The sequence below is a fragment of the Aliirhizobium sp. YIM B11859 genome, assembly GCF_057163345.1.
Window position 1 is genome coordinate 213,920 of the sequence record NZ_JBXHAY010000003.1, and the last position, 25,750, is coordinate 239,669.

At 60.2% G+C, this 25,750-nt stretch carries 28 protein-coding genes and 1 tRNA gene; 10 read left to right on the forward strand and 19 right to left on the reverse strand.

Annotated features, from left to right (window positions below; translation table 11 throughout):
- The first annotated feature begins 80 nt into the window (after positions 1-80).
- Together AC2GXZ_RS13160 and AC2GXZ_RS13165 are read left to right on the forward strand one after the other, a co-directional pair.
- Positions 81-3,125 (forward strand): EAL domain-containing protein, encoded by a 3,045-nt coding sequence (locus AC2GXZ_RS13160; protein ID WP_483759616.1) that lies wholly within the window; start codon positions 81-83, stop codon positions 3,123-3,125.
- Between the two features lie 74 nt (positions 3,126-3,199).
- Positions 3,200-4,465 (forward strand): GGDEF domain-containing protein, encoded by a 1,266-nt coding sequence (locus tag AC2GXZ_RS13165; RefSeq protein ID WP_483759617.1) that lies wholly within the window; start codon positions 3,200-3,202, stop codon positions 4,463-4,465.
- Between the two features lie 55 nt (positions 4,466-4,520).
- Here AC2GXZ_RS13165 and AC2GXZ_RS13170 read toward each other — a convergent pair whose 3' ends face one another.
- Positions 4,521-5,138, reverse strand: a complete 618-nt coding sequence (locus tag AC2GXZ_RS13170) for an FMN-dependent NADH-azoreductase (RefSeq protein WP_483759618.1) — start codon at positions 5,136-5,138, stop codon at positions 4,521-4,523.
- Positions 5,139-5,292: 154 nt separating this feature from the next.
- Between AC2GXZ_RS13170 and AC2GXZ_RS13175 the strand changes: the two genes are divergently transcribed.
- Together AC2GXZ_RS13175 and AC2GXZ_RS13180 are read left to right on the forward strand one after the other, a co-directional pair.
- Positions 5,293-6,264, forward strand: a complete 972-nt coding sequence (locus AC2GXZ_RS13175) for a LysR family transcriptional regulator (RefSeq protein ID WP_483759619.1) — start codon at positions 5,293-5,295, stop codon at positions 6,262-6,264.
- Between the two features lie 198 nt (positions 6,265-6,462).
- Positions 6,463-7,023, forward strand: coding sequence for a DUF2087 domain-containing protein (locus AC2GXZ_RS13180; RefSeq protein ID WP_483759620.1), 561 nt, complete (start codon positions 6,463-6,465; stop codon positions 7,021-7,023).
- A gap of 37 nt (positions 7,024-7,060) precedes the next feature.
- Here the strand turns inward: AC2GXZ_RS13180 and AC2GXZ_RS13185 are convergent, their stop codons facing one another.
- Together AC2GXZ_RS13185 and AC2GXZ_RS13190 are read right to left on the reverse strand one after the other, a co-directional pair.
- Positions 7,061-9,040, reverse strand: a complete 1,980-nt coding sequence (locus AC2GXZ_RS13185; protein ID WP_483760250.1) for a bifunctional 2',3'-cyclic-nucleotide 2'-phosphodiesterase/3'-nucleotidase — start codon at positions 9,038-9,040, stop codon at positions 7,061-7,063.
- 124 nt (positions 9,041-9,164) lie between these two features.
- On the reverse strand, positions 9,165-9,503 hold the full coding sequence (locus AC2GXZ_RS13190; protein ID WP_483759621.1) for a PilZ domain-containing protein: 339 nt from the start codon (positions 9,501-9,503) through the stop codon (positions 9,165-9,167).
- A gap of 216 nt (positions 9,504-9,719) precedes the next feature.
- On the opposite strand from AC2GXZ_RS13190, the gene AC2GXZ_RS13195 reads away from it, so the two are divergent.
- Positions 9,720-10,553, forward strand: coding sequence for an EamA family transporter (locus tag AC2GXZ_RS13195; RefSeq protein ID WP_483759622.1), 834 nt, complete (start codon positions 9,720-9,722; stop codon positions 10,551-10,553).
- Here AC2GXZ_RS13195 and AC2GXZ_RS13200 read toward each other — a convergent pair.
- Positions 10,548-11,009 carry an Lrp/AsnC family transcriptional regulator gene (locus tag AC2GXZ_RS13200; RefSeq protein ID WP_483759623.1) on the reverse strand — a complete coding sequence of 154 codons (462 nt, stop codon included), beginning with the start codon at positions 11,007-11,009 and terminating at the stop codon, positions 10,548-10,550. The genes AC2GXZ_RS13195 and AC2GXZ_RS13200 overlap by 6 nt on opposite strands.
- A gap of 156 nt (positions 11,010-11,165) precedes the next feature.
- Here AC2GXZ_RS13200 and ald point away from each other — a divergent pair, with 156 nt between their 5' ends.
- Both ald and AC2GXZ_RS13210 read left to right on the forward strand, forming a co-directional pair.
- Positions 11,166-12,284, forward strand: a complete 1,119-nt coding sequence (ald, locus tag AC2GXZ_RS13205; RefSeq protein ID WP_483759624.1) for an alanine dehydrogenase — start codon at positions 11,166-11,168, stop codon at positions 12,282-12,284.
- Positions 12,285-12,446: 162 nt separating this feature from the next.
- The gene (locus tag AC2GXZ_RS13210; RefSeq protein WP_483759625.1) at positions 12,447-13,184 is read left to right on the forward strand and encodes a PadR family transcriptional regulator; all 738 of its coding nucleotides are present in this window, start codon (positions 12,447-12,449) and stop codon (positions 13,182-13,184) included.
- Between the two features lie 740 nt (positions 13,185-13,924).
- On the opposite strand, the gene AC2GXZ_RS13215 is transcribed toward AC2GXZ_RS13210, so the two are convergent.
- The 5 genes from AC2GXZ_RS13215 to AC2GXZ_RS13235 form a co-directional block, all read right to left on the reverse strand.
- Positions 13,925-14,458: a DUF1203 domain-containing protein gene (locus AC2GXZ_RS13215; RefSeq protein WP_483759626.1), complete on the reverse strand. Its 534-nt coding sequence runs from the start codon at positions 14,456-14,458 to the stop codon at positions 13,925-13,927.
- A gap of 78 nt (positions 14,459-14,536) precedes the next feature.
- Complete coding sequence (locus AC2GXZ_RS13220) at positions 14,537-15,094, reverse strand: GNAT family N-acetyltransferase (RefSeq protein ID WP_483759627.1); 558 nt, start codon at positions 15,092-15,094, stop codon at positions 14,537-14,539.
- 14 nt (positions 15,095-15,108) lie between these two features.
- A complete protein-coding gene (sseA, locus tag AC2GXZ_RS13225; RefSeq protein WP_483759628.1) occupies positions 15,109-15,969 on the reverse strand; it encodes a 3-mercaptopyruvate sulfurtransferase in 861 nt (286 codons plus the stop codon).
- Between the two features lie 78 nt (positions 15,970-16,047).
- The gene (locus AC2GXZ_RS13230) at positions 16,048-16,785 is read right to left on the reverse strand and encodes an alanyl-tRNA editing protein (RefSeq protein WP_483759629.1); all 738 of its coding nucleotides are present in this window, start codon (positions 16,783-16,785) and stop codon (positions 16,048-16,050) included.
- Between the two features lie 20 nt (positions 16,786-16,805).
- Positions 16,806-17,843 (reverse strand): cysteine synthase A, encoded by a 1,038-nt coding sequence (locus tag AC2GXZ_RS13235; RefSeq protein WP_483759630.1) that lies wholly within the window; start codon positions 17,841-17,843, stop codon positions 16,806-16,808.
- 213 nt (positions 17,844-18,056) lie between these two features.
- On the opposite strand from AC2GXZ_RS13235, the gene AC2GXZ_RS13240 reads away from it, so the two are divergent.
- The gene (locus AC2GXZ_RS13240; protein WP_483759631.1) at positions 18,057-18,704 is read left to right on the forward strand and encodes a cupin domain-containing protein; all 648 of its coding nucleotides are present in this window, start codon (positions 18,057-18,059) and stop codon (positions 18,702-18,704) included.
- 109 nt (positions 18,705-18,813) lie between these two features.
- On the opposite strand, the gene AC2GXZ_RS13245 is transcribed toward AC2GXZ_RS13240, so the two are convergent.
- Together AC2GXZ_RS13245 and AC2GXZ_RS13250 are read right to left on the reverse strand one after the other, a co-directional pair.
- On the reverse strand, positions 18,814-19,056 hold the full coding sequence (locus tag AC2GXZ_RS13245; protein ID WP_483759632.1) for a DUF982 domain-containing protein: 243 nt from the start codon (positions 19,054-19,056) through the stop codon (positions 18,814-18,816).
- 119 nt (positions 19,057-19,175) lie between these two features.
- A complete protein-coding gene (locus tag AC2GXZ_RS13250; RefSeq protein ID WP_483759633.1) occupies positions 19,176-19,481 on the reverse strand; it encodes a hypothetical protein in 306 nt (101 codons plus the stop codon).
- 148 nt (positions 19,482-19,629) lie between these two features.
- Here AC2GXZ_RS13250 and AC2GXZ_RS13255 point away from each other — a divergent pair.
- Together AC2GXZ_RS13255 and AC2GXZ_RS13260 are read left to right on the forward strand one after the other, a co-directional pair.
- Positions 19,630-19,704: transfer RNA gene (locus AC2GXZ_RS13255), tRNA-Asn, on the forward strand.
- Between the two features lie 233 nt (positions 19,705-19,937).
- Positions 19,938-20,111 carry a hypothetical protein gene (locus tag AC2GXZ_RS13260; RefSeq protein ID WP_483759634.1) on the forward strand — a complete coding sequence of 58 codons (174 nt, stop codon included), beginning with the start codon at positions 19,938-19,940 and terminating at the stop codon, positions 20,109-20,111.
- A 48-nt stretch (positions 20,112-20,159) separates the two neighbouring features.
- Here AC2GXZ_RS13260 and AC2GXZ_RS13265 read toward each other — a convergent pair whose 3' ends face one another.
- The 8 genes from AC2GXZ_RS13265 to AC2GXZ_RS13300 all read right to left on the reverse strand — a co-directional run bounded on the left by AC2GXZ_RS13265 (position 20,160) and on the right by AC2GXZ_RS13300 (position 25,748).
- Positions 20,160-20,804, reverse strand: a complete 645-nt coding sequence (locus AC2GXZ_RS13265) for an exopolysaccharide biosynthesis protein (protein WP_483759635.1) — start codon at positions 20,802-20,804, stop codon at positions 20,160-20,162.
- Between the two features lie 664 nt (positions 20,805-21,468).
- Positions 21,469-21,726, reverse strand: coding sequence for a DUF982 domain-containing protein (locus tag AC2GXZ_RS13270; protein ID WP_483759636.1), 258 nt, complete (start codon positions 21,724-21,726; stop codon positions 21,469-21,471).
- A gap of 192 nt (positions 21,727-21,918) precedes the next feature.
- The gene (locus AC2GXZ_RS13275) at positions 21,919-22,515 is read right to left on the reverse strand and encodes a CatB-related O-acetyltransferase (RefSeq protein WP_483759637.1); all 597 of its coding nucleotides are present in this window, start codon (positions 22,513-22,515) and stop codon (positions 21,919-21,921) included.
- Positions 22,516-22,754: 239 nt separating this feature from the next.
- Positions 22,755-23,921 (reverse strand): tyrosine-type recombinase/integrase, encoded by a 1,167-nt coding sequence (locus tag AC2GXZ_RS13280; RefSeq protein ID WP_483759638.1) that lies wholly within the window; start codon positions 23,919-23,921, stop codon positions 22,755-22,757.
- Complete coding sequence (locus AC2GXZ_RS13285; protein WP_483759639.1) at positions 23,918-24,178, reverse strand: helix-turn-helix transcriptional regulator; 261 nt, start codon at positions 24,176-24,178, stop codon at positions 23,918-23,920. The genes AC2GXZ_RS13280 and AC2GXZ_RS13285 overlap by 4 nt, the downstream gene beginning before the upstream one ends.
- 97 nt (positions 24,179-24,275) lie before the next feature.
- Complete coding sequence (locus AC2GXZ_RS13290) at positions 24,276-24,542, reverse strand: hypothetical protein (RefSeq protein WP_483759640.1); 267 nt, start codon at positions 24,540-24,542, stop codon at positions 24,276-24,278.
- The gene (locus AC2GXZ_RS13295; RefSeq protein ID WP_483759641.1) at positions 24,532-25,167 is read right to left on the reverse strand and encodes a hypothetical protein; all 636 of its coding nucleotides are present in this window, start codon (positions 25,165-25,167) and stop codon (positions 24,532-24,534) included. The genes AC2GXZ_RS13290 and AC2GXZ_RS13295 overlap by 11 nt, the downstream gene beginning before the upstream one ends.
- On the reverse strand, positions 25,164-25,748 hold the full coding sequence (locus AC2GXZ_RS13300) for a hypothetical protein (protein WP_483759642.1): 585 nt from the start codon (positions 25,746-25,748) through the stop codon (positions 25,164-25,166). The genes AC2GXZ_RS13295 and AC2GXZ_RS13300 overlap by 4 nt, the downstream gene beginning before the upstream one ends.
- Positions 25,749-25,750: the final 2 nt, after the last annotated feature.

Consider the following 25,750-nt stretch of genomic DNA (forward strand, 5'->3'; position numbering starts at 1 on the left):
GAAATTCTGTCACTCACTCATTATTAAAATCTGTCAATTAGAACCGTTGGACATTTATCAATTTTCAGCGGTTTTTATCGATGGAATTTCGGCGGCTATTCACGGTCGTACAAAGCTTTTTCCTGACCGCAGCTTGCCTGCCGCGCAATGCTTATTCTGCTGAATTCGGTTCGCGGCAAGGCTCGGCCGGCTTCGGCTCGTCGTCTTCCAGCCTGCCCGCCGAGTGGTTGCCCGCCGAGTGGTTGATCGCCTGCCTCGCGCTGGCAATGCTCGCCTATCTGGGCTTCTCGCTGCTGGCCCGAAACGTTGCGCCGCAGCAAAAATCTCCGTCCACACTCGTCAGGGAGCTCTCCGGTCTGGGGCTTTGCTGTGCTTTTTTTACCGTCCCCGGCCTGATGCTGGCCTTTTCGCAATCGGCCGGCATGCCCTTCGGTTCCAGCTGGAGCATCTACCGCCCTGGTGATGCCGCGATGCCGGCGGTCGCCTTCTTCGCCTTCCAGGCGATGCTCTGCTCCATGGCCGTTATCGCGGCCGGCGCCCCGCTTGCGGCGCGGATCGGTTATCCTGCCCGTCTGTTCATCGCTCTTTTTCTGTCGGCGGTCATCTTCCCGATCTTCCTGCATTGGGCGCGCGGCGACACGATGGTCGGCAATGCCACCGCCTTTCTTGCCAATCTCGATTTCGTCGATCTCGGCGGTGCCGTCGTCCTTCATGCAACGGCCGGCTGGGCGGCGCTCTCTGCTCTGATGATCACCGGCCGGGCAGGGGCGGCGTTGCCTGTCCATGTCCGGCCGGGTCTCGATGGCCGCAGGGTTTCGATCCGGACGATTGCCGCTGTCCTTCTTCTTCTGTCGGTCTGGACCGGCGTCAACGCAGTGTCGGCGATCTCAGCCGGTATGCCGGTGGTGCCGGTCATCGTAAACAGCCTCCTTGCCGCCATGGCGGGCATCGCCATCGCCTTTGCCATTGGCGCCGGTCGCGGGCAGATGTTGTCTTCAAGGATGATTGCCGCCGGCGCTCTGGGCGGCGTTATCGCGGTCGCGGCAGGGGCGCATCTGTTCGGGCCGTTCGCAGCACTGGTTGTCGGCGCGCTTGGAGCATTAGCAGCGATTGCCGGCAACGCCTTCGTCGATCGCTGGTTGAAAGTTTCAGATCCCATCGGTGTTGTCGGAATGCACGCCTTTGCCGGATCCGCCGGAGCATTGCTTCTGCCGTTTTTCGCGGCCGCCGGCAATCAGCCCGCGGGCGGCATGCTGATGCAGCTTTGGGTACAGGCGGTCGGCATCGGCATCAATTTTTACTGGGCTTTTGGACTGACCTACATCGTCCTGCGGCTTTTCGCGCGACGTCTCGTAGCTGTCGCGTCGCAGACGGAATGCCCACCGACAGGTCAGATTGTCCGCAGCGGATCGGAAGAGGCGGAACGTCTGGCGGCGCTGGCCAAGGCAACGTTCGAGGCGATCATGATCCATCGCAACGGCATCGTCGTGGATGGCAATGACGAATTGGCCAAGCTGGTCGGCCGGCCCCTGGAGGATCTCGTCGGTCGCTCCATCTTCGAGTTTCTCCGCGATGGACATGCGATCAGTGTCTCCGACGTCATCAAACTGAATGACGATGCCAGCCACGAGCTGTGCATCTGCCTGCCAGGTGGCGAGGAAGTGCCGGTGGCTGCAAGGGGGCGCGACATCACCTTCCTCGGCGAGAAGGCCCGGGTGGGGTGTTTCGTCGATCTGCGCGAGCGCAGGGCGGCCGAGAGACGGATCCGCCACCTCGCACAGCACGATCCGCTGACCGGACTGCCGAACCGGGTGCTGTTTACCGAGCGGCTGACGGAGGTCATGACGCGCGCAGATGGACGCCAGAGCTGTGGCATCGTGATCATCGATTTCGACCGGTTCAAGGATATCAACGACCTTCACGGACATCGGGCCGGCGATGCGGTGATCAACGAGGTCGCAGCGCGGTTTGCCGCTCTTGCGGGGCCTCATGATATCGTCGCCCGGCTTGGCGGTGACGAATTTGCCGCCATTCTCGGCCAGCTGTCGAGCGAGGACGAGCTCGAGGCGTTTGGCCGTCGCGTGCTGGCAGCGATGGCGGCGCCGATCCATATCCGGCACAATGAGCAGGTCAATGTCACCGTCAGTGTCGGTGGCGCGCTTTATCCGGCCCATGCTGGCGAGATCGATGCGCTGATCGGCTGCGCCGATATTGCGCTCCATCACGCGAAAACCTCGGGCAGAAATGCCTTCCGGTTGTTTCTCCCGGGCATGAATGAACTGATCGACAAGCGGCGCGCCCTTGAGGCGGACCTGGAACAGGCGCTGCATCAAGGGCAATTCGAGCTTTACCTGCAGCCGCGCGTCAACGTCGGCGATCTCTCCATCAGCGGCTACGAGGCCCTGCTTCGCTGGTTCCATCCGACGCGCGGCATGGTCAGTCCGGCGGATTTCATCCCGGTGGCCGAGGCCTCGGGAAAGATCATCCAGCTCGGCGAATGGGTGCTGGCCGAGGCCGTCAAACTGCTTGGACGGATAGACGGACATATCAGCGTCAATGTCAGCCCATTGCAGTTCCGTCATTCGGATTTCGTCGCCAATCTGGCGCAATTGCTCAAGCGTTCAGGCGCCGATCCCCGCCGCATCGAACTGGAGATCACCGAAAGCGTGCTGATCGACGACGACAGTCGCGCCGTCCAGATCCTCGACGAGCTGAAGCGCATGGGCTTTGCCATTGCGCTTGATGATTTCGGCACCGGTTATTCGTCGCTGAGTTATCTCAGTCGTTATCCCTTCGACACGATCAAGATCGATCGCAGTTTCGTCCAGAATCTCAGCCTTGCCGACAAGACGCAGCTGATCGTCAGGACGATTATCGATCTGGGCGAAGCGCTGGGGATGAAGGTCGTGGCCGAAGGTGTCGAAACGATCGAGGAGGCACTGTTCCTCAGTCAGTCGGGATGCCACGAATTGCAAGGTTATCTGCTCGGAAAACCGTCGAAAGTGGCCGAGCTGGCGAAAAGCATTGCGCCTGAAGTGTCGGCGCTTTTGAAGGCAATGCCGGCAAATCGCCGCGACCGTTCCGTGCCGAAAGCCTTGCCGAAGATTGATGGCGCTCATGCCTGAACGGCCGGGAGTTTGATAAACCTTAACCGTGGGACCTCTAGAAGGAAATATACGAATGGGGCGAAGGGTTTCCCATGCATTGGCTTAATCTCGGCCTCTTCCTGATCGAGGCAGTCGTCTACTTCTCCGTCATGACCCTGTTTCTGCATTTTCGCAGGCCGCTCGGGCTGGGCGTGTTCCTGGCAGCGCTTGGCGTCATGCATTTCATGGAGACCTATCTCGCTGCGGTCTTCTATGTCCATCTGCCGTTCGGCACTGTTTCGCCGGGATCGTCGGTATTTTTTGCCGGCAAGCTGATGATGATCCTGCTGCTCTACATCAAGGAAGATGCAGCGACTGTACGCCAGCCGATCTACGGCCTTTTCCTCGGCAACCTTCTGACCGTCGGCATCGCGCAGATCCTGCAAGCCCATGCCTCCGTCACCCTGCCGGGCGGCCGTGTCGCCGATATGGCCTTTCTCGACGAGATGGGCTGGCTGATGGTCTGGGGAACCTCGATCCTCTATCTGGATTCGATCGGCATCATCCTCTTCTACGAGCGGCTGGGGCGTTTCATGGAACGCCATCTCGTCTTGAGGTTTGCGATCAGCGGTGCCGTGCTGCTGACCTTCGATCAGATCGCCTTCTACATCGTCCTTCACATCCTTCTGGATGCGCCTCTCTCCGTCCTCTTCGGCGGCTGGTATGCCAAGATGCTGTCGGTGGGCATCTACTCGCTTCTCTACGCCGCCTACCTGAAGATCGACAAGAACGACCGCTGGTCCAACCCGTCGCGCCAGATTACCGATATCTTCCATGACCTGACCTTCCGCGAACGGTACCAGGCCTTGCTTGCAAGGGCCGGCGTCGACGGTCTGACGGGCGTGTTCGATCGTGGCCGTTACGAGGCCGACGGTCCCGAACTGCTGAAGGAAAGCATTGCCAGGGCGCGGCCGATCAGCATGGTGATGATCGATGCAGACCGGTTCAAGGAAATCAACGACCGGTTCGGTCATCAGCGGGGTGACGCTGTGTTGAAGGAACTGGCCGCCTGTCTGACCAAATGTGTCCGTCCGGGCGATCACCTGTCGCGGTTCGGCGGCGAGGAATTCGTCCTGCTCCTCGGCGACACCGATCACGAAACCGCACTGCGCGTTGCCGAGCGGCTGAGGCTGGATATCCGTGGCTTCATCATTCGCCCGGACGGGGAGGGGCTGACCGTTTCCGTCGGTGTCGCAACGGCGCCCGATGACGGCAGGACGCTCGACCTGCTTCTAGGACGGGCGGATGAACGGCTCTACCAGGCAAAAAACAGCGGCCGCGATAATGTTCACGGCCGCCTGGGAAGGTTTGTCGCCTGATCGGGCGAATGGATCCGCCGATTCGATCAGGAGGATTTGGCGCCGGCTGGCGAAATTACGCCGCGAGGGCGAGTTGCTGGCTGCGTTCCTGGGCCGAGGCTATTGCCTTGTCGAAGGCCTCCGGGCCGAAAGCCGTGCCTTCGACATAGATCACTTCGACATCGGTCATGCCCATGAAGCCGAGAACCGTCTTCAGGTAAGGGATGGCATGGTTCATCGCCATCGCCGGGCCTTCCGAATAGATGCCGGCGGCCGACAGCACGATATAGACCTTCTTGCCGGTCGCGAGGCCTTCCGGGCCTTCAGCCGTGTAACGGAAGGTCATGCCGGCGCGTGCAACATTGTCGATCCAGCTCTTCAGCGTCGAATAGATGTTGAAGTTGATCAGGCCGGTCGCCAGCACGACGGTGTCGGCGGCGAGCAGTTCGGCAACCAGCTTGTCGGAGACTTCGGCGGCAGCGGCTTCGTCTGCATTGCGGGCGTCGGCCGGCTTGCGGATGGCCGCGGTCGTGACCGTATCCAGATGGGCGATCGGGTTCTGGCCGAGGTCGCGGTTGACGACGGTCGAGCCGGGGTTGTTCGCCTTCAGCTTATCGACGAATTCGTTGGCGATCTTGGTCGACAGGGATTCGTCGCCGCGCGGGCTGGAGGTCACGAGAAGGATGGAGGACATGGTGCCAATTCCTTGATTATCTTGGAGGCCTTCTGTCGACCTCATGTTGCCTTGCGAGACTGGAGGGCTCGTCTGGCAGAGAAATAGGAGTAGACCGCTATCGATAAAACGGTGATAATGTCGAAGGTTATTATCGAATATCTGGATAGCTCGCATGGATGCCAATCCGACCCTCGATCAGTTGCAGGTGTTTATCGCAATTGCTGAAACCGGAAGCTTTTCGGCCGCTGCAAGGTCGCTTAACCGGGCGCAATCCGTCGTCAGCTACACGATCGGCAATCTCGAGGCACAGCTGGAAGTCACGCTTTTCGAGCGCAGCGGTGCACGCCAGCCGAAGCTGACAGAGGCGGGCAGGGCGATGCTGGCCGATGCAAGGCGGATCGTTGCCGACCTGCAGGTCATGCGATCGCGCGCCAAGGGCATAAGGCAGGGGCTGGAAGCGGAAATATCGCTGGCGATCAGCGTCATGGTCCCGGCCGATGCGCTGGTTGCCGAACTCAAAGAGTTCCGCCAGGAATTTCCGACCGTTGCGCTCAATCTGAATGTCGGTGAACTCGGCATGGTGATGAACCTTGTCATGACCGGCAAGGCCGATATCGGCATCGGCGGTGCCCTGTTGAAACAGGATGACGCGCTTATCGCCGACCGGATAGGCCATGCCTTCCTGCTGCCGGTCGCGGCCGCCGATCACCCTCTGGTTCGGCTGGGCCGCCCGCTGACGCTGGCCGACGTCCGCGAGGAGACGCAGCTGGTGGTCACCGATGCCTCGGGCATCACCACCGGCCGTGATTTCAACGTCCTCTCCTACAAGATCTGGCGCGTCAGCGACATCGCCACCAAGCACCACCTGGTCAAGGGCGGGCTCGGTTGGGGCGGCCTGCCGGCCTCGCTGGTGCGTGATGACGTGCGCGAGGGCAATCTGGTCGTCCTCGATATCGACGCCTACGAGCAGGGCGAATATCCGCTTTACGCGCTGCGCCGCACGGCCAATCCGCCGGGTCCTGCCGGCCAGTGGCTGATCGATAGCTTCGCCCGGCGGCTTTCGACCTGCCCGAACAAGGAGCATTTCACCGAGAGCCTGCAGGCCGATCGAGGCCGGCAGACCTATCCGCAAGCGGCGGAATGACGGGCGGCGTGCCGAGGGCGTTGACCGTGCTTCACGGATCTTGATATAGGTTGTGCACGGTCAGCAGTTCACCGAGGCGTCACCGTCCCTTATGGGAAGCTAAACCTGCGAAGAGAAGATCAGCACTTATCCCGTGCCGAAGTCGACAAGACGGTGACCAGCGACAGTCAGAGATGATCGGCGCATCGAGGATAAGCCATGCCCAGAACCATCTTCCCGATGGCCGTCGCAGATATGTCGGCCTTCGCCAAATCCCTGAGAGACCAGATCGACCGGCTTGACCACAAGCCGAGCCATGTCGAGATGCTCAATCTCTTGAGCCGCGCCGCCGGCTTTCGCAACTATCAGCATTTTCGCGCAACGTCGCACAGTACCGATGCGAGTGAACCCCGCGGTATCGCGTCCGAGCCCGAACCACAGGCCGATCAGCGCCGTGTCATGCACACGCTGCGCGTCTTCGACGCCGAAGGCCGTATCATCCGCTGGCCGGGAAAGCGTGCTCAACAGCAGCTTTGCCTCTGGTATCTCTGGTCAAAGACGCCGCGCGGAAAGTCCTTTTCAGAGCGCGAGATCGGCGCATTTTTGAACGACCTGCATCTGTTCGGTGATGCGGCCTTGTTGAGGCGCGATCTTTTCGATCTCGGCCTCGTCACCCGCAAACGCGACGGCAGCGATTATCGGCGGGTGGAACGCAAGCCGCCACCCGAACTGACATTGCTGTTGTCACGCTTCGGCCGTGACGCAAGGAGGGCCGCCTGAGAGCGGCCTCCTCGCCGATCAACCTGCGTGCCAGTCGTTACAGCACCAGTCGGAATTTGGCGAAACCGTTCTCGCCGTCGCCGGCATCCTCGATTTTCGCGCCCTTGATCTCGTCGGCAAAGTGACGCCCCTTTGGTCCGGTCTCGAATACTGCCGTGGTACCCGGCAACGGCTTGAACGACCAGTTGTCGTCCGCAGAAGGATTAATCGTGCCCTGGTCGACGATATAGCGGACGATCACGTCACGATTGGTATCGGGTGCGACGAAGATCACCTTGTCGCCGGCGATTTCAGGAAACTTGCCGCCGCCACCGGCGCGGTAGTTGTTTGTCGCGACGACAAATTTCTGTTCGCGATCAATCGCTTTTCCGCCGAACTTAAGGTTGAATATGCGGTTTGAATCGGCATTGACCAGTTTGCCGTCCTTGTCGAAACGCACAGGCTGCGACACGTCTATCTGATAGGTCACACCATCGATGACATCGTAGTTATAGGATGGAAAACCGTCATTCAGCAGGGCCGCGTCCTTCGACCCTTGGCTGATCTGGTTGAACATGCCGGCCGACATTTCCAGCCAGTTCTTCACCTGCTCGCCGGTGACCAGTACCGCCTGGACCGTGTTGGGATAGAGGTAGAGATCGGCGACGTTCCGGATGGCGATGTCGCCGGCCGGAACGTCGGTGTAATATTCGGCGCCGCCGCGACCGCCGGCCTTGAACGGGGCTGCGGCCGACAGGATCGGATAGTGCTTGTACGGTCCGTCCTTCAGCATCTCCCGGATATACCAGGTCTGCGCATTGGAGACGATCTGCACCGAGGGATCGTCGGCCACCAGCGCGAAATAGGAATAGAGCGGCGCGGATGTCTTGCCGACCGGGCGCCGCACATAGGCAAGCGTCGCCTCATGCTCGGTCTTTGCGGCAGCCAGCACTTGCGGTTTGTCGGCGACGTCGGCGACGATCTTGCGGTTCTCGTCGCGGTGATAGATCGGCCGGGCCTCGGAGGTGGAGGAAATGATCTTCCAGCTGTTGCCGTCCTTTTCGACGAGCAGGTCGATCAGCCCCATATGCGATCCCCAGAACCCGGCCATCACCGCCGGCTTGCCCATCAGCGTGCCTTTTTTGGCATCCGCACCGGCGATCCCGTCGAAATCCTTCGGGCCGGGAAACACCAGATGCTGGTGGCCGGTAAAGATCGCGTCGATCCCTTCGACACCGGCAAGATAAAGCGAGGCATTCTCCATCCGCTCGCTCTGGCCGGCTCCATCAATGCCGGAATGCGAGAGCGCAATGACGATATCGGCGCCTTCCTCCTTCATCTGCGGCACCCAGGCCTTGGCCGCATCGACGATATCGCGCGTCTGTGCCTTGCCCTCGAGGTTCTTGGCGTCCCAGGTCATGATCGGCGGCGGCACGAAGCCGATGAACCCGACCTTGATCTTGCCCATCGCGCCGGACCCGTCACGGATCTGTTTTTCTAGGATCACATAGGGCTTGAAGAACAGCTCATCCTCTTTCGCATCGGATGCCAGCATACCTTTGGTAAGGTTTGCACAAACATAAGGGAAGCCCGATCCGGACAGCACCTTGAACATGAAGCCCAGGCCGTAGTTGAATTCGTGGTTGCCGAGCGTTCCGACATCATAGCCGAGCACGTTCATCGCCTCGATGACCGGATGCTTGTCGCCCTCCTTCATGCCGCGTTCAAGCGCGATATAATCGCCGAGCGGATTGCCCTGCAGGAAATCGCCATTGTCTATCAGCATCGAATTGCCGGCTTCGGCGCGGATCGCATCGATGATCGATGCGGTGCGCGCGAGCCCGAGCGTATCGTTCGGCTTGTCGGCATAATAGTCGTAAGGGAAGACATGGACATGGATGTCCGTCGTTTCCATGATCCGCAGATGTGCCTGATTGGCCTGCGCAAGTGCTGCGAACGGATGCAGCACGACAAGCGCCGACGAGGCGGCCGCGCCGGCAAGAACCGAGCGGCGCGACATCGGCTGGGCCGTCATCATTGGCGATTGGGTGGAAAGCGACATGATATTTCCCTCATTCGTCATTGAAAGGCGTGACACTAGGCCCATTCGCACGGACCTGCATCAGCAAAATGACAGGGGGAAATATCGACGCCTGAGTGTTTTACGACCTCAGGGTCGGCGTGACGTCCCGGTGGAAGAACCGGAAATAGGCGGCCACCTGGGCGGCGGCATTGGTGTTCGGCCGGAACTGGATGCCGAGCCGGCCGCTATGCTGCCACTTGACGGTGCCTTCCAGAACACCGAGTTCCTCGCTGTCGATTCTGATCGGGCTGCCCGGTGCGGCGTTGAACGGGCCGCTGAGATCGAGCGCCAGGCCCGTCGCTGAAATGTCGACGACACGGCCGCTGACCGATTGCCCGTAATATTTCACCGTGCCCGCGATACGCGCCTTGCGACGCGGTGCCGAGCGCACTTTCATGTTCAGATTGTTGACCGCCATGGATCCTGCTCCTGTCTCTGTCCGATCATAAGCTGACATCAATTGAAACGGGTTTAGCGACCATCACAAAATTGTAGCGAATCGGGTAACCACGGCTTTACTTACGCATCTGGCGGGCGCGAATAGGGCTGTCTGGGAAGTGTGATTCCCGCTTGGGGAGGAACGGCAACTGCCCGTATCGAGCGCCGATTATGCGATGACCGACGGGCGTGCCGCATGAGCACCTCCGTGATCTTCCTGGCGCTGTTTGCCGCCGTGCTTCATGCAAGCTGGAATGCCTTCCTGCGCTCCGGTGCGGACCGTTTCTGGATGATGACGGTGATGAACCTCGCCATCAGCATTGCAGCTCTTCCGGTCGCCCTCTTCCTGCCTTGGCCGGCACCCGCTGCCTGGCCCTATATTTTCGGATCGTCGGTTTTCCAGGTGGCCTACGGTTTGCTGCTCGTCGCAGCCTATCGCCACGGCGAACTGGGTCAGGTCTATCCGATCATCCGCGGCAGCGCGCCTCTGCTGGTCACCGCCGCCAGTTTCTGGCTGATCGGCGAAGTGCTGCATCCGCTGGCCATGCTTGGCACCGGCTCGATCGTCATCGGCATCATGGCGCTTGCCTTCGGCAAGGCGAGGGCATCGACAACCTCCATGCTGTTTGCGCTGGCGACGGGCGTGGCGATTGCCGGTTATTCCACCGTCGATGCGATCGGCATCAGGCTGTCGGGTGGAAGGGCTTCCTATATCGCCTGGGTCTTCATCCTGCCCGGTTTCATGCTGATGGTCGCCTATATGCTGATGCGCGGCCCGCTGCGCATCGATCCTCGTACCTCCGAGACCCGCAAGGCGATCGGCGGCGGTCTGGTGTCTTTATGTTCCTACGGCACCGTGCTTTTCGCTTATTCGATGGCGCCCGCAGGTCCCGTCTCGGCATTGCGCGAGACCAGCGTCGTTTTCGCCGCCCTGATCGGCTGGAAGTTCCTGGGCGAAAAGCTGACGCCTAAGCGCGTCGTCGCCTGTATCATGGTTGCGGCCGGCGCAGTTCTGATTGGCGTCTCATAACCCGACATTCGGTCGGTCGATGACCTCGCGCAGCGCAAAGCTGGAATTGATCTTCACCACATGCGGCAGCGCCGAGATCCAGTCCCGGTGCACACGCTCGTAATCTTGCAGGTCCTTTGCCGCGACCCGCAGGATATAGTCGTATTCTCCCGACATCAGATAACAGACCAGCACGTTGGGGCAGAGTTTCACCGCCGCCTCGAATTCGGTCAGTGTTTTGGCAAACTGCCCCGATAGCGAGATGTGCACGATGGCGATCATCCTGTAGTCGAGCGCCTCGTTGGAAAGGCGCGCATAATAACCGCTGATCGTGCCTTTCCGCTCCAGAATGTCGAGCCGGCGGGAACAGGCGGATGGCGACAGGCCGACGCGCTCGGCAAGCTCGGCATTGGAGATCCGGCCGTTTTCCTGCAGCGTGCGCATCATCGCACGATCGATTGCGTCAAAGCTGCTCATTCGATGGTCCTTCGAAATTGGCCGGTCTGGCGCAATAGTCTTCGAAAATTGTGGTTCCGGCAATTCGTCTTCGCAAGGACATTCTGTCGCTTTTCTGGTGTGCTTGCCCGGCAAGAAACAACTGGCGGATGCCATGATAAAAGAGAGGAATGCTGCATGCGTGTCGGATGCCCAAAGGAAATCAAGAACCATGAATATCGTGTCGGCCTGACCCCCGGTGCCGTGCGCGAATATGTGGCCCACGGCCATGACGTGCTGATCGAAACGAAGGCCGGCGCCGGCATCGGTGCCGATGACGCCGCCTATCAGGCCGCCGGCGCAAGGATTGTCGCCAGCTCGAAAGATATCTTCGAAAAATCCGACATGGTGGTAAAGGTCAAGGAACCGCAGCCGGCGGAGTGGGCTGAGCTTCGCGATGGCCAGATCCTCTATACCTATCTGCATCTGGCGCCCGATCCGGAACAGACCAGGGGGTTGCTTGCCTCCGGCGTCACCGGCGTCGCCTACGAGACCGTCACCGACGAACGCGGCGGCCTGCCGCTTCTGGCGCCGATGTCGGAAGTTGCCGGCCGTCTGGCGATCCAGGCAGGCGCCACCGCCCTGCAAAAGGCCAATGGTGGCCTCGGCATCCTGCTCGGCGGCGTACCCGGCGTGCTGCCGGCCAAGGTCGTGGTGCTGGGCGGCGGTGTCGTCGGCCTGCATGCGGCCAGAATGGCGGCCGGCCTCGGCGCCGATGTCTCGATCATCGATCGTTCGCTGCCGCGCCTGCGCCAACTGGACGACCTGTTTGCCGGCCGCGTCCATACCCGCTATTCGACCATCGATGCGCTGGAGGAAGAAGTCTTTTCCGCCGATCTGGTTATCGGCGCAGTCCTGATTCCGGGTGCGGCCGCGCCAAAGCTGGTCACCCGTGAAATGTTGTCGGGCATGAAAAAGGGCGCGGTCATGGTCGATGTCGCGATCGATCAGGGCGGCTGCTTCGAGACCTCGCATGCCACGACCCATTCCAATCCGACCTATGAGGTCGACGGCATCGTCCATTATTGCGTTGCCAATATGCCGGGCGCAGTACCTGTCACCTCGACCCATGCGCTCAACAACGCCACGCTGCAGCATGGCCTTGCACTGGCCGACCGCGGCCTGCGGGCAATTGCCGAGGATCGGCATCTGCGCAACGGCCTCAATGTTCACAAGGGCAGGGTGACCAATAGTGCCGTCGCAGAGGCCCTCGGTTACGAGGCCTTCGCGGCGGAAAAGCTTCTGAACGTCGCCTGATCCGGCTGAAATTCCAGCCGATAGAACGCCGGCCGTGCGCGTCCGGCGTTTTTCTGTCAGCAAATTCAATCCGATATGATTTAGATATATCGAACATCTTGTGCGGGAAAATCCGATCGACTACCTTTAGATATATCGAAAGACAGTCTTAAGGAGGCAGAAATGTTTGGACACAGGTTTGATGGCCGCGATGGATGCGGCGAACATGGAGGCCGCAAGGGCGGCCACAGGGGTTTCGAGGAAATCTTCGCGATGCGCGGTGGCCCGTTCGGCCGCGGTTTTGGCGGTCCGGGTCGCGGCGGCCGCGGTGGTCCGCATGGCGGGCCGGGCGGTGGTGGTCCGGGCGGTCGCGGTTTCGGTGACGACGGGGATGGCCGCATCGGCCGCTTCCTGATGCAGGGTGATCTGCGTCTTCTGGTTCTCGCCCTGATCGAAAAGGAGCCGCGCCACGGCTACGAGATCATCCGGCATATCGAGGAAATGACCTACGGGTTTTATGCCCCGAGCCCGGGCGTCGTTTATCCGACGCTGACCTATCTCGAAGAAGCCGGTTATGTGGTCTCCGAGCCCGATGGCAACAAGAAGCGTTATGCCATCACCGAGGAGGGCCGTGCCCATCTCGACGAAAACCGCAGTTTTGCCACGACCATTCTCGACCGGCTTTCCGAGCTCGCCGAGCACATCAAGCAGCGGCAGGAAAAAAGCGAACGCCATCAGCAGAAGGAAAGAGGCCCGGACCTGCCGCGCAGCGTCGATGCCGCACTCCTCAACCTTCGAGAAGTCATCGCCGGAAAACTGTCGGGGGATCAGAAGAAGGCAGGCGACATCGTCCGACTTCTTCTGCAGGTGGCCGAGGATCTCGATGGCAAGGATGGCGAAGGCGAAGAAGGCCGGGATTGATCCGGTCTTCTGGAGTGCTGCAAGGCGCTCACCGGTCCTGCGAAAAGACCCTCCCAAGCCCTCCCCACAAGGGGAGGGCTTAACCTAGCCGAGCCGTCTAAGCCAAATCGAGGCAGGCGAGCGCCACGAGTCTTCTCCCCCTTGTGGGGGAGATGGCCGGCAGGCCAGAGGGAGACTTTGTGCGCAGAGCAGAGGTATCAGCCGGTTTGCTTTGAATCTGCCTCGCATTGGGGATTTTTCGTCACCCTGCCTGAGCAATTTCAACCAATTGCCTCCGCTGCCATCCCTCTCTCTCAACCCATGCCTAAAATCACCTCGTTCCGCTTCGGCTACAGCGGTCCGCATAACCGGCGAGGCGGGGCCGGTGATCCGGCAAACCGCCCTTATGCAGGCGGCAACCGGGGGCCGCGCAGAAAATGGTCTGCCTCTCCTGAGCAAGGGGGCGGTGCGTGTGTCGCACACATACCGGTCCAGGCAGCCCGCAAGGGCATAAGTCCCGGATCGCCGCAGACGGACCGGAGTTGCGCGGAAAAACACACCGAACGGGACACGCCGTGTGTCATTTTATAAAAAATCAATTCGAGGCACCCGACGTGCCCCGGCCGACCTGAAAAAAAACGGGATCGCCAAGGGAGGACGCTGTGCTGCTGCTGCAACGCATTGAACCTCGCAGCCTTTTCCGAACACGGCAGGCGCTACAACCGGCGCCATACCCGTCACGATGCCTTGCGGTTTCTCGCTCAGATACCCGCCCCGGCATCGGCGAAATCGGCAACGAGAGACCTGTCGATCCGGCACTGGTAGCAATTGTTGCGCGCCGAACGCACATGCAAATAGGCGATATCCGGCCGCTCGAACAGTTCCATTGCCCTTTCCCGGATGATCGCCGTTGGTGTCACCGCGCCGCTGCCATAGACGATCCGGTCGTCGCGCCCGTAACCGCGGACGATATAGTCGGGACTTTCGAGCATCGGCGGCAATTCCTCCTCGCAGGCATAACGCCGGCAGGGCGTCGCGTGCAGGAAGATCGGCCCGGTTTCGGCATAGGGCTGCAATGCGGGGAAGGGGCGATAAGCCAGAACCAGCAGAGCTTCGCCGGAATCGATATTGTTCAGGCAATGGCGGCAGGGATAACCGCTGCCATCGGAAACCTTTGTCTCCGGCGCATTTGCATAGGCATCGCGGCCGCCGTTCCACAGCCTCTCGGCATCGGCGGTCGGCATGGCTTTGAAACGGATTGCAGGAGGGATTGCGGACATGGGGATTACAGGCATGAGGGTCTCCTTCGGTTCGAGACCCCATCTGATGGCGGTGATTTGACCCGGCCGCCACCCGAAACCTGCAGGATCGGACTATCCGTCGATTGCCTTGAAAAGTTCGGCATCCGTCATCGGCAGGATCAGCCCTTCGCTGGTGCCCACCGGCGAAAATCCCATCATCTGGTAAAGTTGCAGGGCGCGCGGATGGTCGAGATTATTGGTGGTCACCGTCACTTTCGACGGATTGTCCTGCCATGCGGCATAAAGAGCCTGCAGCAGGAACCATTTGCCGATGCCAAGCCCCATCGCGCGCTCGAACAGGCCGAAATAGGAAAGCTCCATCACGTCGTCGGCCTGTTGTGCAAGCTCGAAGAAACCCGAAGGAGCACCATCGACATAAAGAACGCAGATCGACACGTTCTTGGCGTGGATCACCGCCGTCAGCTCGTCATTGCTCATCCGCAGCCGTTCATACCATTGCCAGCGCTTGCCGATCTGCCGGTAGAGATAGCGGTAGAAATGCAGCGGTATCTCCGGCGTGCGCATGATCGCCGTCTGCACGTTGACCGGCACCGGCAGGCTCGCCCTGGGCGGTGCCGTCATGTCGAGCCGGGTGACATGAACGGTCTGCGGAACGGGTTTCTTCGCCATCGAAACGTCCTGACCTATCGTGCGTCCGCAGGGCCGGTCACCACCGGTGCCTCGTCGCGTGCGCCCCACTCGGTCCATGAACCGTCATAAAGCGCATTGTCCTCGTGCCCGAGCGATTCGAGCGCCAGCGTGATGATCGCCGCGGTAATGCCCGATCCGCAGCTGGTGACGATCGGCTGGCCGAAATCGATGCCGGCATCCTCGATCGCCTGGCGCAGTTCCGGCAGGCTCCTCAGCTTGCCATTAACCGAAAACGTGCCCGAGGGAAGGCTGCGGGCACCCGGCATATGGCCAGAGCGCAGGCCGGGTCGGGTTTCCAGCTCGGTTGCGGCAAATCGTGCCCCGCTCCGCGCATCGGCGATCTGTCGTTTGCCGTCGACGACGATCGACAGCATCTCGCGAAAATCGATCACCTTGTCGAGGCGAAGGTCCGCCTTGAAGGTCGCAGCTGATGGGGCAGGAGTTGCGGTCTCCAGCGTCCGTCCCTCGGCCTTCCAGCCATCCAGCCCGCCATCGAGCACGAAGACCTGGGTGGCCCCCATGACGCGAAACAGCCACCAGCCGCGCGGCGCCGAAAATATTCCCGGACCGTCATAAACGACGATCCGGTCGTTTTCGCAGATGCCGAGCTTGCCGACCGCATCGGCAAAGAATTCTGGCGTCGGAACCATATGCGGCAGGCCGGTGGAATGGTCGGCGATCCTGTCATGGTCGAAACGGATGGCGCCCGGAATATGGCCGGCGGCATATTCGGCATCGGCATCGCGGCCCTGCGCCGGCAGGTAAAAGGAAGCATCGACGACTTTGAGGTCAGACGCGCCGAGCTCGGCCTCCAGCCACTCGGACGAAACCACGAAACGGCTTTTTTCGGTCATCGGATGCCTCCCAATTCTCTTCAGGCTTTTTGGTTCACGGCCGTGCGCGCCATGTCCCGGTTTGTCACGCCGTGATCGTCAGGCGTCTGGCGCGGGATCGCCGAACCGGATCCGGAAGCGGCGGTTCTCCTTGCCCTTTTTCTCGATCTTGGCGATGTGGATGGCGCCGACTTCGCTGGTGCGCGCCACATGTGTGCCGCCGCAGGGCTGGCTGTCAACGCTGGAATTTTCCCCGATGCAGACGAGGCTGACCCGCCCGAGCCCGACCGGCGGCCGCACGTTCTTCGACTTGACGATACCCGGATTGGCCGCCAGTTCCGCGTCGGTGATCCATTGCAGATAAATCGGATGGTCCGCCTCGACCAGTGCCATCAGCTTTGCCGTGACCTCGTGTCTGTCGATCGTCTCCGTCATGTCGAAATCGACGCGCGACTCTTCCTCGCCGACGGCTGCACCGGTGATCGGATATTGGCAGACGACCGACAGCAGATGGCAGGCCGTATGCATCCGCATTAGGTTGAAACGGCGCGGCCAGTCGATCTGCAATACCACCGTCTCGCCGACCACCGGCTGCGGCTGGCCTTCGAGCGGCACATGGATGACGATGTCCTTTGTCGCTCCATGCCGCGCCTGGTTAAGCAGGATACGCGTCCCGTCGGCCCGGTCGAGAAACCCAGTGTCGCCGGGTTGCCCGCCGGATGTCGCATAAAAACAGGTGCGGTCGAATTCGAGCCCACCATCCTCATGGACGACGGTCACGACCGCGTCCGTCGAGGCGAGATAAAAATCGTCGCGGTAAAGGAGCTGGGAAGACATGTATGACTCGCGAATTTCGCTCAGGCGGTTTCGAACGGCACGGCGATATGCCGCTTCTGCGTCAGCCATGGCGGCACTGGCAGCCCCTTCGACTTGAGGAAGTCGGGATTGAACAGCTTTGACTGGTAGCGGTTGCCATAGTCGCAGAGAACGGTGACCACCGTATGGCCCGGCCCCAAATCCTTCGCCAGCCGGATCGCGCCGGCAATGTTGATGCCCGACGAGCCGCCAAGGCAAAGCCCTTCGGTCTCGACCAGATCGAAAATGTAAGGCAGGGCTTCCGCGTCCGGAATGCGGTAGGAAAAGTCCGGCGTAAAACCCTCGAGATTGGCGGTGATGCGGCCCTGGCCGATGCCTTCGGTGATCGAATTGCCTTCCGACTTCAATTCGCCATGGGCGTAGAACTCGTAAAGTGCCGCGCCTTCAGGATCGGCAATACCGATCTTGATGCCGGGGTTCTTCGCCCGCAACCCCATCGCCGTGCCGACCAGCGTGCCGCCGGAACCGACCGAGCAGATGAAACCGTCGACCTTGCCGCCGGTCTGCTGGAAAATTTCCGGTGCCGTCGTTTCGATATGGGCCTGGCGATTGGCGACATTGTCGAACTGGTTGGCCCAGATCGCGCCGGCTGGTTCGGTCTTTGCCAATTGCTCGGCAAGCCGCCCGGACACTTTCACGTAATTGTTCGGGTTCTTGTAGGGAACCGCCGGGACCTCGACCAGTTCCGCGCCGAGAAGCCGCAGCGCATCCTTCTTCTCCTGGCTCTGCGTTTCCGGAATGACGATCACCGTCCGGTAGCCGAGCGCCTTGGCGACCAGCGTCAGCCCGATGCCGGTATTGCCGGCCGTGCCTTCGACGATCACGCCGCCGGGCTTCAGCAACCCACGGCGTTCGGCATCGCGGATGATGAACAGCGCCGCCCTGTCCTTCACCGACTGGCCGGGATTGAGAAATTCGGCCTTGCCGAGGATCTCGCAGCCCGTCTCGTCAGATGCGGCCTTGAGCCGGATCAGGGGAGTGTTGCCGATGATATCGATGACGTTGGGATAGGGGGTCATGAAAACGCGCCTTTTTTTCCAGACTTAAGCTGCGTCTTTTCCACCGGCAAGCTTGTCTGCGCAAGAAAATCCGTTCCCGGTCGTCAATCCCGCAGGAAATCATCTTCCCGAACCATGCAGGGGCTCTCCTTCTGCGTCAGTGCCGCCCGAGCGTACCCCTGAAATCTACCATCTTTACGTTGTGGACTGTTGCCGCTAGATTTGACGATAGACATGTTGCTAAATCTCGAACGGCTCGATTTTCTGATTGCGCATTACGTCGCCGGTTGTCTGCCGGAGCCGGCGCATATCCTCATGGGCTCTCATCTGGAGATGCATTCGTCATCCGCAAGGATGGCGGATAGGCTCGATGATCTTGCCGGCCAGAGCCTCGACATGGAGGTGCCGAACCCTCTGTCGGCTGCGGCTGAAAGATTAAAGGCGATTTTCGAATCATCGCCGCAGGACACCCCCAGGACGCTGGCGCCGGCGGATGAAAATCCGCATCTGCCGCGTTTCCTCAGGTCCTATGCCGGCACGGATCTCGATGGGGTTCCTTGGAAGAACAAGCTTCCCGGTCTCAAACAGCATGTGATCGAAAAGTCTGACGGCATGGAGGCGAGCCTGTTATGGGCAAAGCCTGGCCGCGCCCTGCCGCATCATCGCCATCGCGGGCTGGAGCTGACGCTGGTTCTCAACGGCGAGTTTCACGATCACAGGGGTGCATTCACGCAAGGCCATGTCTCCGTGGCCGACGAAACCATCGTTCACCGTCCCGTGGCCGGTGCCGATGCGCCATGCCTGTGCTTCTCGGTGCTGATGGCGCCGATCGCCTTGAGCGGTCCGGCCGTCAGGGTCGTCGCGGATATATTGGGACTATAGACGGGAAACGCTCCGGCTCGCATGTCCGGAGCGCCCCATGGGCATTTGTCCACCCGCAAACCCGTATGTGCTTGCCGGCCCTGTCAATTGCTGTCTGCGATGCCGACCGTCAGTTGACGTGCAGCTGTGCCTCGCTGACGGCCTGCTCGAACTGCTGTCTTGCTTCTTCCGGCGTGCGGCGCCCGTCGAGCGCTGCCCGGCAGAAGCTGCGTGCCTTGACGAAATGCGGCCCGCGCAGATCCGGCCAGCGATCGGCAAGCACTGCCAATGCTTCGGAGGGGCAGGTGACCACCTCCGTACCGAGATTTCCGAATGCAACCTGTACCGGCTTTTGCCAATGTGCCTGCGGCATGAACCATCCTCCCAGTGATTTGCCTTGAACACCGTGGAGACTACACCTCAAGTTGTTATCGCACCATGAATTCTTTGCTGGCCGTCGGGCGATCTCGCCGCGGCATGCTGTCGCCTGTTTCAGCCTCTCTGCGGCTTGTCGGATGCGGCGGCCCGGCGTGCGCGCCGCCGTGCCCACCAGACGGCCATGCGCCGGCGGCGGCGGCGGATGAAGGATATGTCGTTCGACAGTACCACGACACCCAGAGGCAGCATCCAGAAGCCGAGCACGGGCAGGAAGCCGAGCGTACCGCCGACCATCAGCGCCGAACCGATGCCGATGCGACCGGCCCGCGAACGCGGCATGGGAATGTGCCACGAGCCGAGAACCAGTTTGCCGCTGCGCGGATCGATGCCGAACCGCCGTGTTTGCCGTGTTTCCACCATCAGGCCAGGCTTCCTCCAATGCTTTTTCTTAACCGGCAGATGGTGAGGAGTTGGGGATTACGCAAGTTAGTTTGATTTTTTTCGAAAAATCGCTTGGCAAATCGGAAAAGCATTTGTATTACCCGCCGCACACGCAGCGACGCTGTGTTCCCTGGTAGCTCAGCGGTAGAGCATTCGACTGTTAATCGACAGGTCGCCGGTTCGAATCCGGCCCGGGGAGCCAAATTCAAACGCCTGTTTCCATTCAATATGGAAGCAGGCGTTTTCATTTCCAGACACATTTCGCTATCGGCAACGCAACGCCGCTTTAGCCCCGTCGTCCGGCCAGCTCTCCTCCTCATCCCACGCATGCCGATCGTTTTTAGATCCCTGATTTCGGTCCTGCAGCCCGCGACGCATGCCTCTTGACTTTCATGCATGGAAATGGAACATATAGAGAACAAGATGGAGGTGCATATGAGACGTGCCGATGAAGTCGCAGAACGTGCCTTGGCTCTTGTGGCAGCATCCCGTGCTTTGCGGGAGCGCCAGGACCAGCAACGTCGGGAAGTTTACGAGCGCGTGCAGATCGCAACGCTGCGAAAGCCCTATATCCCGAAAGGTATCCAGCTGAGATTAAACCTGCAGTGATCCCGTAAGTCGCGGCTGGTGATGTCCGTAACCGTGTCCGTGATGGGATCAGCTGAAAAAGCTGGCGAGGCCCTGGCCTGCACTGAAGGCTGCGTAGGCGAGTGCCGCAAAATAGACGATCGTTATGACGTTGAAGAGATGTCCGCCGAGCACGATTGCGCCGTCGCGCTGAAGAATGCCGGCGGCCAGAAGCAGGATCGCGATGCCGGGCAGGGTATTGGAAAACGGAATGAGGCCGAGCGGAAACATCAGCAGCACGCCAGCCAGCGTGATGGCAAGTCCGTTCACGCGATTGACCGTCACGCCCGTCGTAAATGCCGTCAGGCGCGGTTTGAGGTAACGATCGAGGCGTGAGACGAGGTTGGCACCCTTTTGCAGTGCCGGCAGCAACTTTTGCGTATCGAGCCGGCGATCGAGTATCCTGGCAGGAAGCCAAGGCATCCGGTTCAGCGTGATTGCGATGCTGACAAGGATAATCGCCGCTCCGAACACCGTGCTGACGCCCGGAATGGAAACCGGAATGAGAAAAGGAAGGGCGGCCAAGGCGCACACGAGCAGCAGCCCCTGTTCGCCGATGCGCTGCATCAACTGGCGCAAGGTGACGCTCGGCCCCTCGATACTGCCGATCAGCTGCCGCAATGTCTCGCTGAGCGACGTATTCGTATCCTGAAAGTCCGACGTGTCGTGCAACATCACTCTCCCTGTCGCCTCATGGGAGTGACAGGGATAACAGCATCCGCTGATCAATCAAAGCCGAACGGCTTACTTTTGCGGGAAATCGCGCAGCAGGATACGGCCTGTGATCCGTATTTTCTACTTGTGGTGTGTCTCGATCCAGCGATCATAAACGCCGCAGATCACCACGACGGCCAGCACGCCGAGCACGAACGGATTTATGGACGTGAAAAAATCCAGGTAATGCATCTCGGTCTCCTCCTTATGCATTGCTGTGACCGGCGTCTCCCACACCGGTACATCTGCATATTATCACTGACGAGGAAGTGATGCAAAACCATTGAATGCCGGCAAAAGGACGCAGCCGGGCGGCTGCGCAGCCTTTGGCGAGGCGGGCGCTCTATGTCAGCAAAAATCGGACATGCCGGTCAGAACAGCGCGACCACGACATGCAGGACATAGAGGATGCTGGAAAACGATATGATAGCGGCGAACGCAGCAAAGGCGTCTGAAAGGGTCAGCTTCATGTCAATCATCGCCGTCATGGCGATCCTTCTTGAATAAAAAGGTACTCGCGGCAACATCGCCGACATGGACATGAATAGCCAAACCATCTGAAAAATGGTTCAACAGGGACCGTAAACGATAGGTTAAAGACGCGAGCGGTCGATGCGCTGGCCGTTCAGCCGAGCATCTTCGCCTCGATGCTCGCCAGAACGAATGTCTCGCGCACCCTGTCGAGCGGGATCTGCCGCTGCAGCGATGCGGCACATTCCTTGAGTGCCTTCATGTAATAAACGCCCTCGCGCACCGGCCAGCGCCAGTTGAGGTAATCGAGCGCTTCGCGAGGCCCTCTGATCGTTTCGGCAAAACCGTAACCGACGCGAACCCGCACCGGCTCCGACCAGATGATCTGGTCGTCAAATTGTCTGTCGCTCATTATAGCACCTTCATTGCGGCGCTTAGAACGGGCGAGGACGGTCATGGTTCCGCCAAATCGCCAAAAAAATTAGGCGGGTGCCGGAAAGATGATCGGACAGGAATGTGGTGGCGGACCTGGTCTGCCGCGATGGCCCAAGGCCACGGCGGAGCGTGGGATATCCGATGGCCCGTAGTCTGGCCGGTAATGGCCTCAGTTGGCCTCAGGGGAGGCGCTGGTGGCGAGATGGCGGTCGACGAATGCCTCGATAGGTCCGGCGAGGTTTTCGGCTTCGCTGCGTATCCTCTCGTCGCTCCAGTCCCACCAGCGGATTGCCAGCATCTGGCGGATATAGTCTTCCGATGTCCTCATGCGGATCGGTCTGGCCGGATTGCCGGCAACCACCCCATAGGGCGGCACGTCCTTCGTCACCACCGAACCGGCGCCGATCACCGCCCCGTCGCCGATCGTGACGCCTGGAAGAACCATGGCGCCGCGGCCGATCCAGACGTCATTGCCGACCGAAATGCCCGCCTTGCCATGTGGCAGATCACGGCTTCTGTCCTGCAGCAGGACACGGTGGATTGGAAACACCGATGCGGCCTTCAAATCGTGGCCGCCGGCATGGCAGAGAAACAGCACGTCCTTGGCGACGGAACAGAACGCGCCGATGGTGAGCGGCGAGTTCGCGGTTGCCCGAAAGGCATTTTCCGATCCGACCCCATAGGTATGCCGCCCGACGCGGATATGCGGGTTGCGGATCGTCGATCCGCGCCACCTGCTCTTGAGGCGTTTCAAAAACTTGAGCACTCGGCAATCTCCGCCTTTGGTATCGTTGCTCTGCATCCGGCCACGCCCGGTCGCTGCGATGGGATGAAACATGATTCGGACGCCGACCGTGGAAATAAGGCGGGTGGCATCGATATCAGGTGTAAGTCGTATTGCTCAGGAAGGGGATGGAGGCCTCGCCCGGTCCTCCCAATGTCAATGATCACATACTCTTAAGAGCGCAATGTGCCACACGGCGCTAATTTAAATAGTGAATGATTTCAGTCCGCGCCGCCACACCGCGCCACACCTTTTCCGTCATCGTCGATCGGCAGAAGCTTTGTACCGATACCGTCCCAATTTATCTTGGCGACGGTCTGTCTGGCAAGCCGCGCCCGCTCAGCCTGGCGGGTGTAGATCTTCGATGTCTTTCCATCTTTCCAGCCGAACATAGCCTCAAGCATGCTGTCCGTCGCCTCATTGTGGGCGGCGTCTGTTGCCGCTCCCTTACGCACCGAATGGGAGGTGAGATGAGGCATGTCCGCTTGACGGAACCAGTCTGAAATCCTGTTACCGAGGCCCTTGACGCTGAACGGCTTCCCGTACTCGGTCACCAAATAGGTGAGGTCGGTGATCTTGTGTGAAGCTAGTACCGCCTCAAGAATGGGGTGGATGATCAACTCGATATCAACCGGCGTCCGGTTCCTGTTCTTGAACAGGCGCAGTCGGAGCGCATCCCTGCGGCGATGCTGGGGGCCAAGGACAGCCAAGTCCGATACACGCAGGCCGGTATACATCCCGAGAGCCAGGTAGAGAACGGCCTTAGATTGAGTGCCGTGATGGGCGATGAATCTTTCGAGTTCTTCCGGCGTTGCTGTGGCGTGCCCATCGGAGCGGACTTTGAATGGTTCCACCAATCTGGCGTGGTTCGCCACAAATGGCTTCCCGTCAGGTCGCTTGAGGTCCATCACCTGTCGGAGAACCTTCAAGCGTTCGTCGGCCGCGAACGGGACATTTTGCTTTCTGTCGCGCAGTGCCGTTATGTTGGCCACATCCATGCGGTTCATGGGCATGTCGCCGAACCGGCGATCGTCCTTCGGTCCAAGCCGCTCTTCCCACATTGATTCCATGATCGACCGGCGACGAGCCTGCGTCGTCACATCCAAGCTGGTGAAGGCCATATCCTTCATGTAAGCCATGCACAGCCATTGAAAGCTGTTCGGCTTAACGGAAAGATGAGCAAGCCGTTTTGCCGGCTCCTCCCTTTTTAGGTAGCTTTCGGCCGCCCTTCGGGCCTTCCAATACTCGATTGAGAATTCTTCGCTGTTGATATCATTCGGCAGCCGGCAGATGCGTTTGCCATCGATCCGCAAATAATACCGGATCGTCTTGTGACGACTTTTGTTCGTCTCAACATACGGCAGGTCTACATTGGCCACGTCGTTCATGCAGACGCCCGCCAGTCATCACCGTCGTCAGCGCCTTCCTCTACCTTGGTTCCTTCTTCCGGCCACGAAGCTATCGCTGCGACGACATCCGCGACAAGCCAAACTTTGCGGGTGTGCCATTTGCGTGGCCTCGGAAGAAAACCCTCCTCAACCATGGCATCCACCGTGTTTGCGCTCACCCCGAGCGCCATCGCGACCTCAAGCCGGTTCAGCCCAAGGCGCGGCACATTGCGGTTCAGATCAACGCTGTTCGCCATCAATCCCCGCTTTCCCCGTTATTAACAGGCTGGTTGTCCACAGGTAGACCCATCGCCCTCGGTGCAGGGGATGGGTTCTGGTTATCGGCCATGGTCATCACCCCGCTACCGAGTGAACGCATGAAGGGAAGCGAACATACACAGTGCCGCCGTTGATATCCGCTCCCGCTGCCGCAACGGCGGCGCCGAAATCCAAACGTTCGTTGCGGGACTGGATATCGTTGATGGCGCGCTCTTTGCTCCCGTCATAAACGGTCACGGCTGGATCGCCGATTGTGTAGAAGCCGAGACGCTTGGAAGGGCAGGCGTCGAGGATGGCTTGCCGATCTGCAAGCCATTTCTTTTCAGCGGCATTAAGCTTCATTGCTCTTGCCCTCCATTTGTGGTGAGGGCGGCGCGTCGTCTGGCTGATCGCGGCCGGTCTTGGTCGCGTTGTCCAGAAGGTTGAGGATTTCGAAACGATCAACGATGCGCTGGATCATGGTCGCCGCATCGGGCTGGTGACGAATGTCGTCTTCCATGCCTAGGCAGTAACGATACTCGCCATCGCCGCCCGTCTTCTGGTCGATGTCCTGCACGGCTTCTTCGTAGCCGTCGCGCTTGGCAATCTCGCACATTTCATCGCATTCGGCCTGCGTGTACGTCACCTCCATTTGTGGTTGGGGCGAGGCAGCGAAGGCCATCATGGCCCTGGCGATGACGACATACGCATCGGTTTTCAGGATCTTGTCGTCAGCTTCCTGCCAAGCAGCCTGTGCGGCGCGCAAGGCAGCTTCAGGAATGGTGCCGTCTGCCTTCGGTGACGGTGAGGGGCTGGCCTCGCCCCGGATCATCTCGACGAGTTTTTGCGCAATGTGCTTCAAAGCGACCGACTGCCAGCCATGGTTGGGGCCGATTTCATCTACCGGCAAACCGAATAGGCCGAACAGTTTCAGACGCTGTTCGTCGTTCAGGTCGCGGAAGAACCACAGTTTGATTTTGTCGGTCATGATCCGCTCCTCATTTTGATGGTCGGCAAGGTGCGATCGTCCTGCAGGGCGCGATAGGCGAAGCGCTGGTTCCAACGGGAATGGGTAGAAAAGCCGAATGCGTGCTGGCCGATGTTCTGCCGCGCCTGGCGTTCGGCCATCTGAATGCGCAGGGTCATGATGGCGATGTCTCGCCGGCACTGGCCGCTGTTTCGCAGGATGTCGACGAGCAAGCCCCATCCGGGTTCCTCGGCCTTCGACAGGCGGGGTGGCCGCTTCACGACGCGCCATGTAGAACCGTCCCATTCGATGAGGCCGGCCCACGGCGGCACGTCCAGCTTCGTCAGGAGGCCCGGCGGGGTCACGTAGATGAAGCGGTCGGAATGGCGCAGCGCGCCTGTCTGCTTCTCTTCGCTGTCGCGCTTGAAGTCCTGTCGGGAAACCTTGATCTCGTAGCTAGTCGCACGAAATCCAGCGGATCGGGTCGGCTCCAAGGTCCAGAAGTCGATGCGCGTCGTCGATCCGCGGAATGGAACCTCGGTGGCCCAGATCTTGTCGCCGCTGATGGAAACCAGCGCGTCAAGGATATGATCGGCGGTCATGC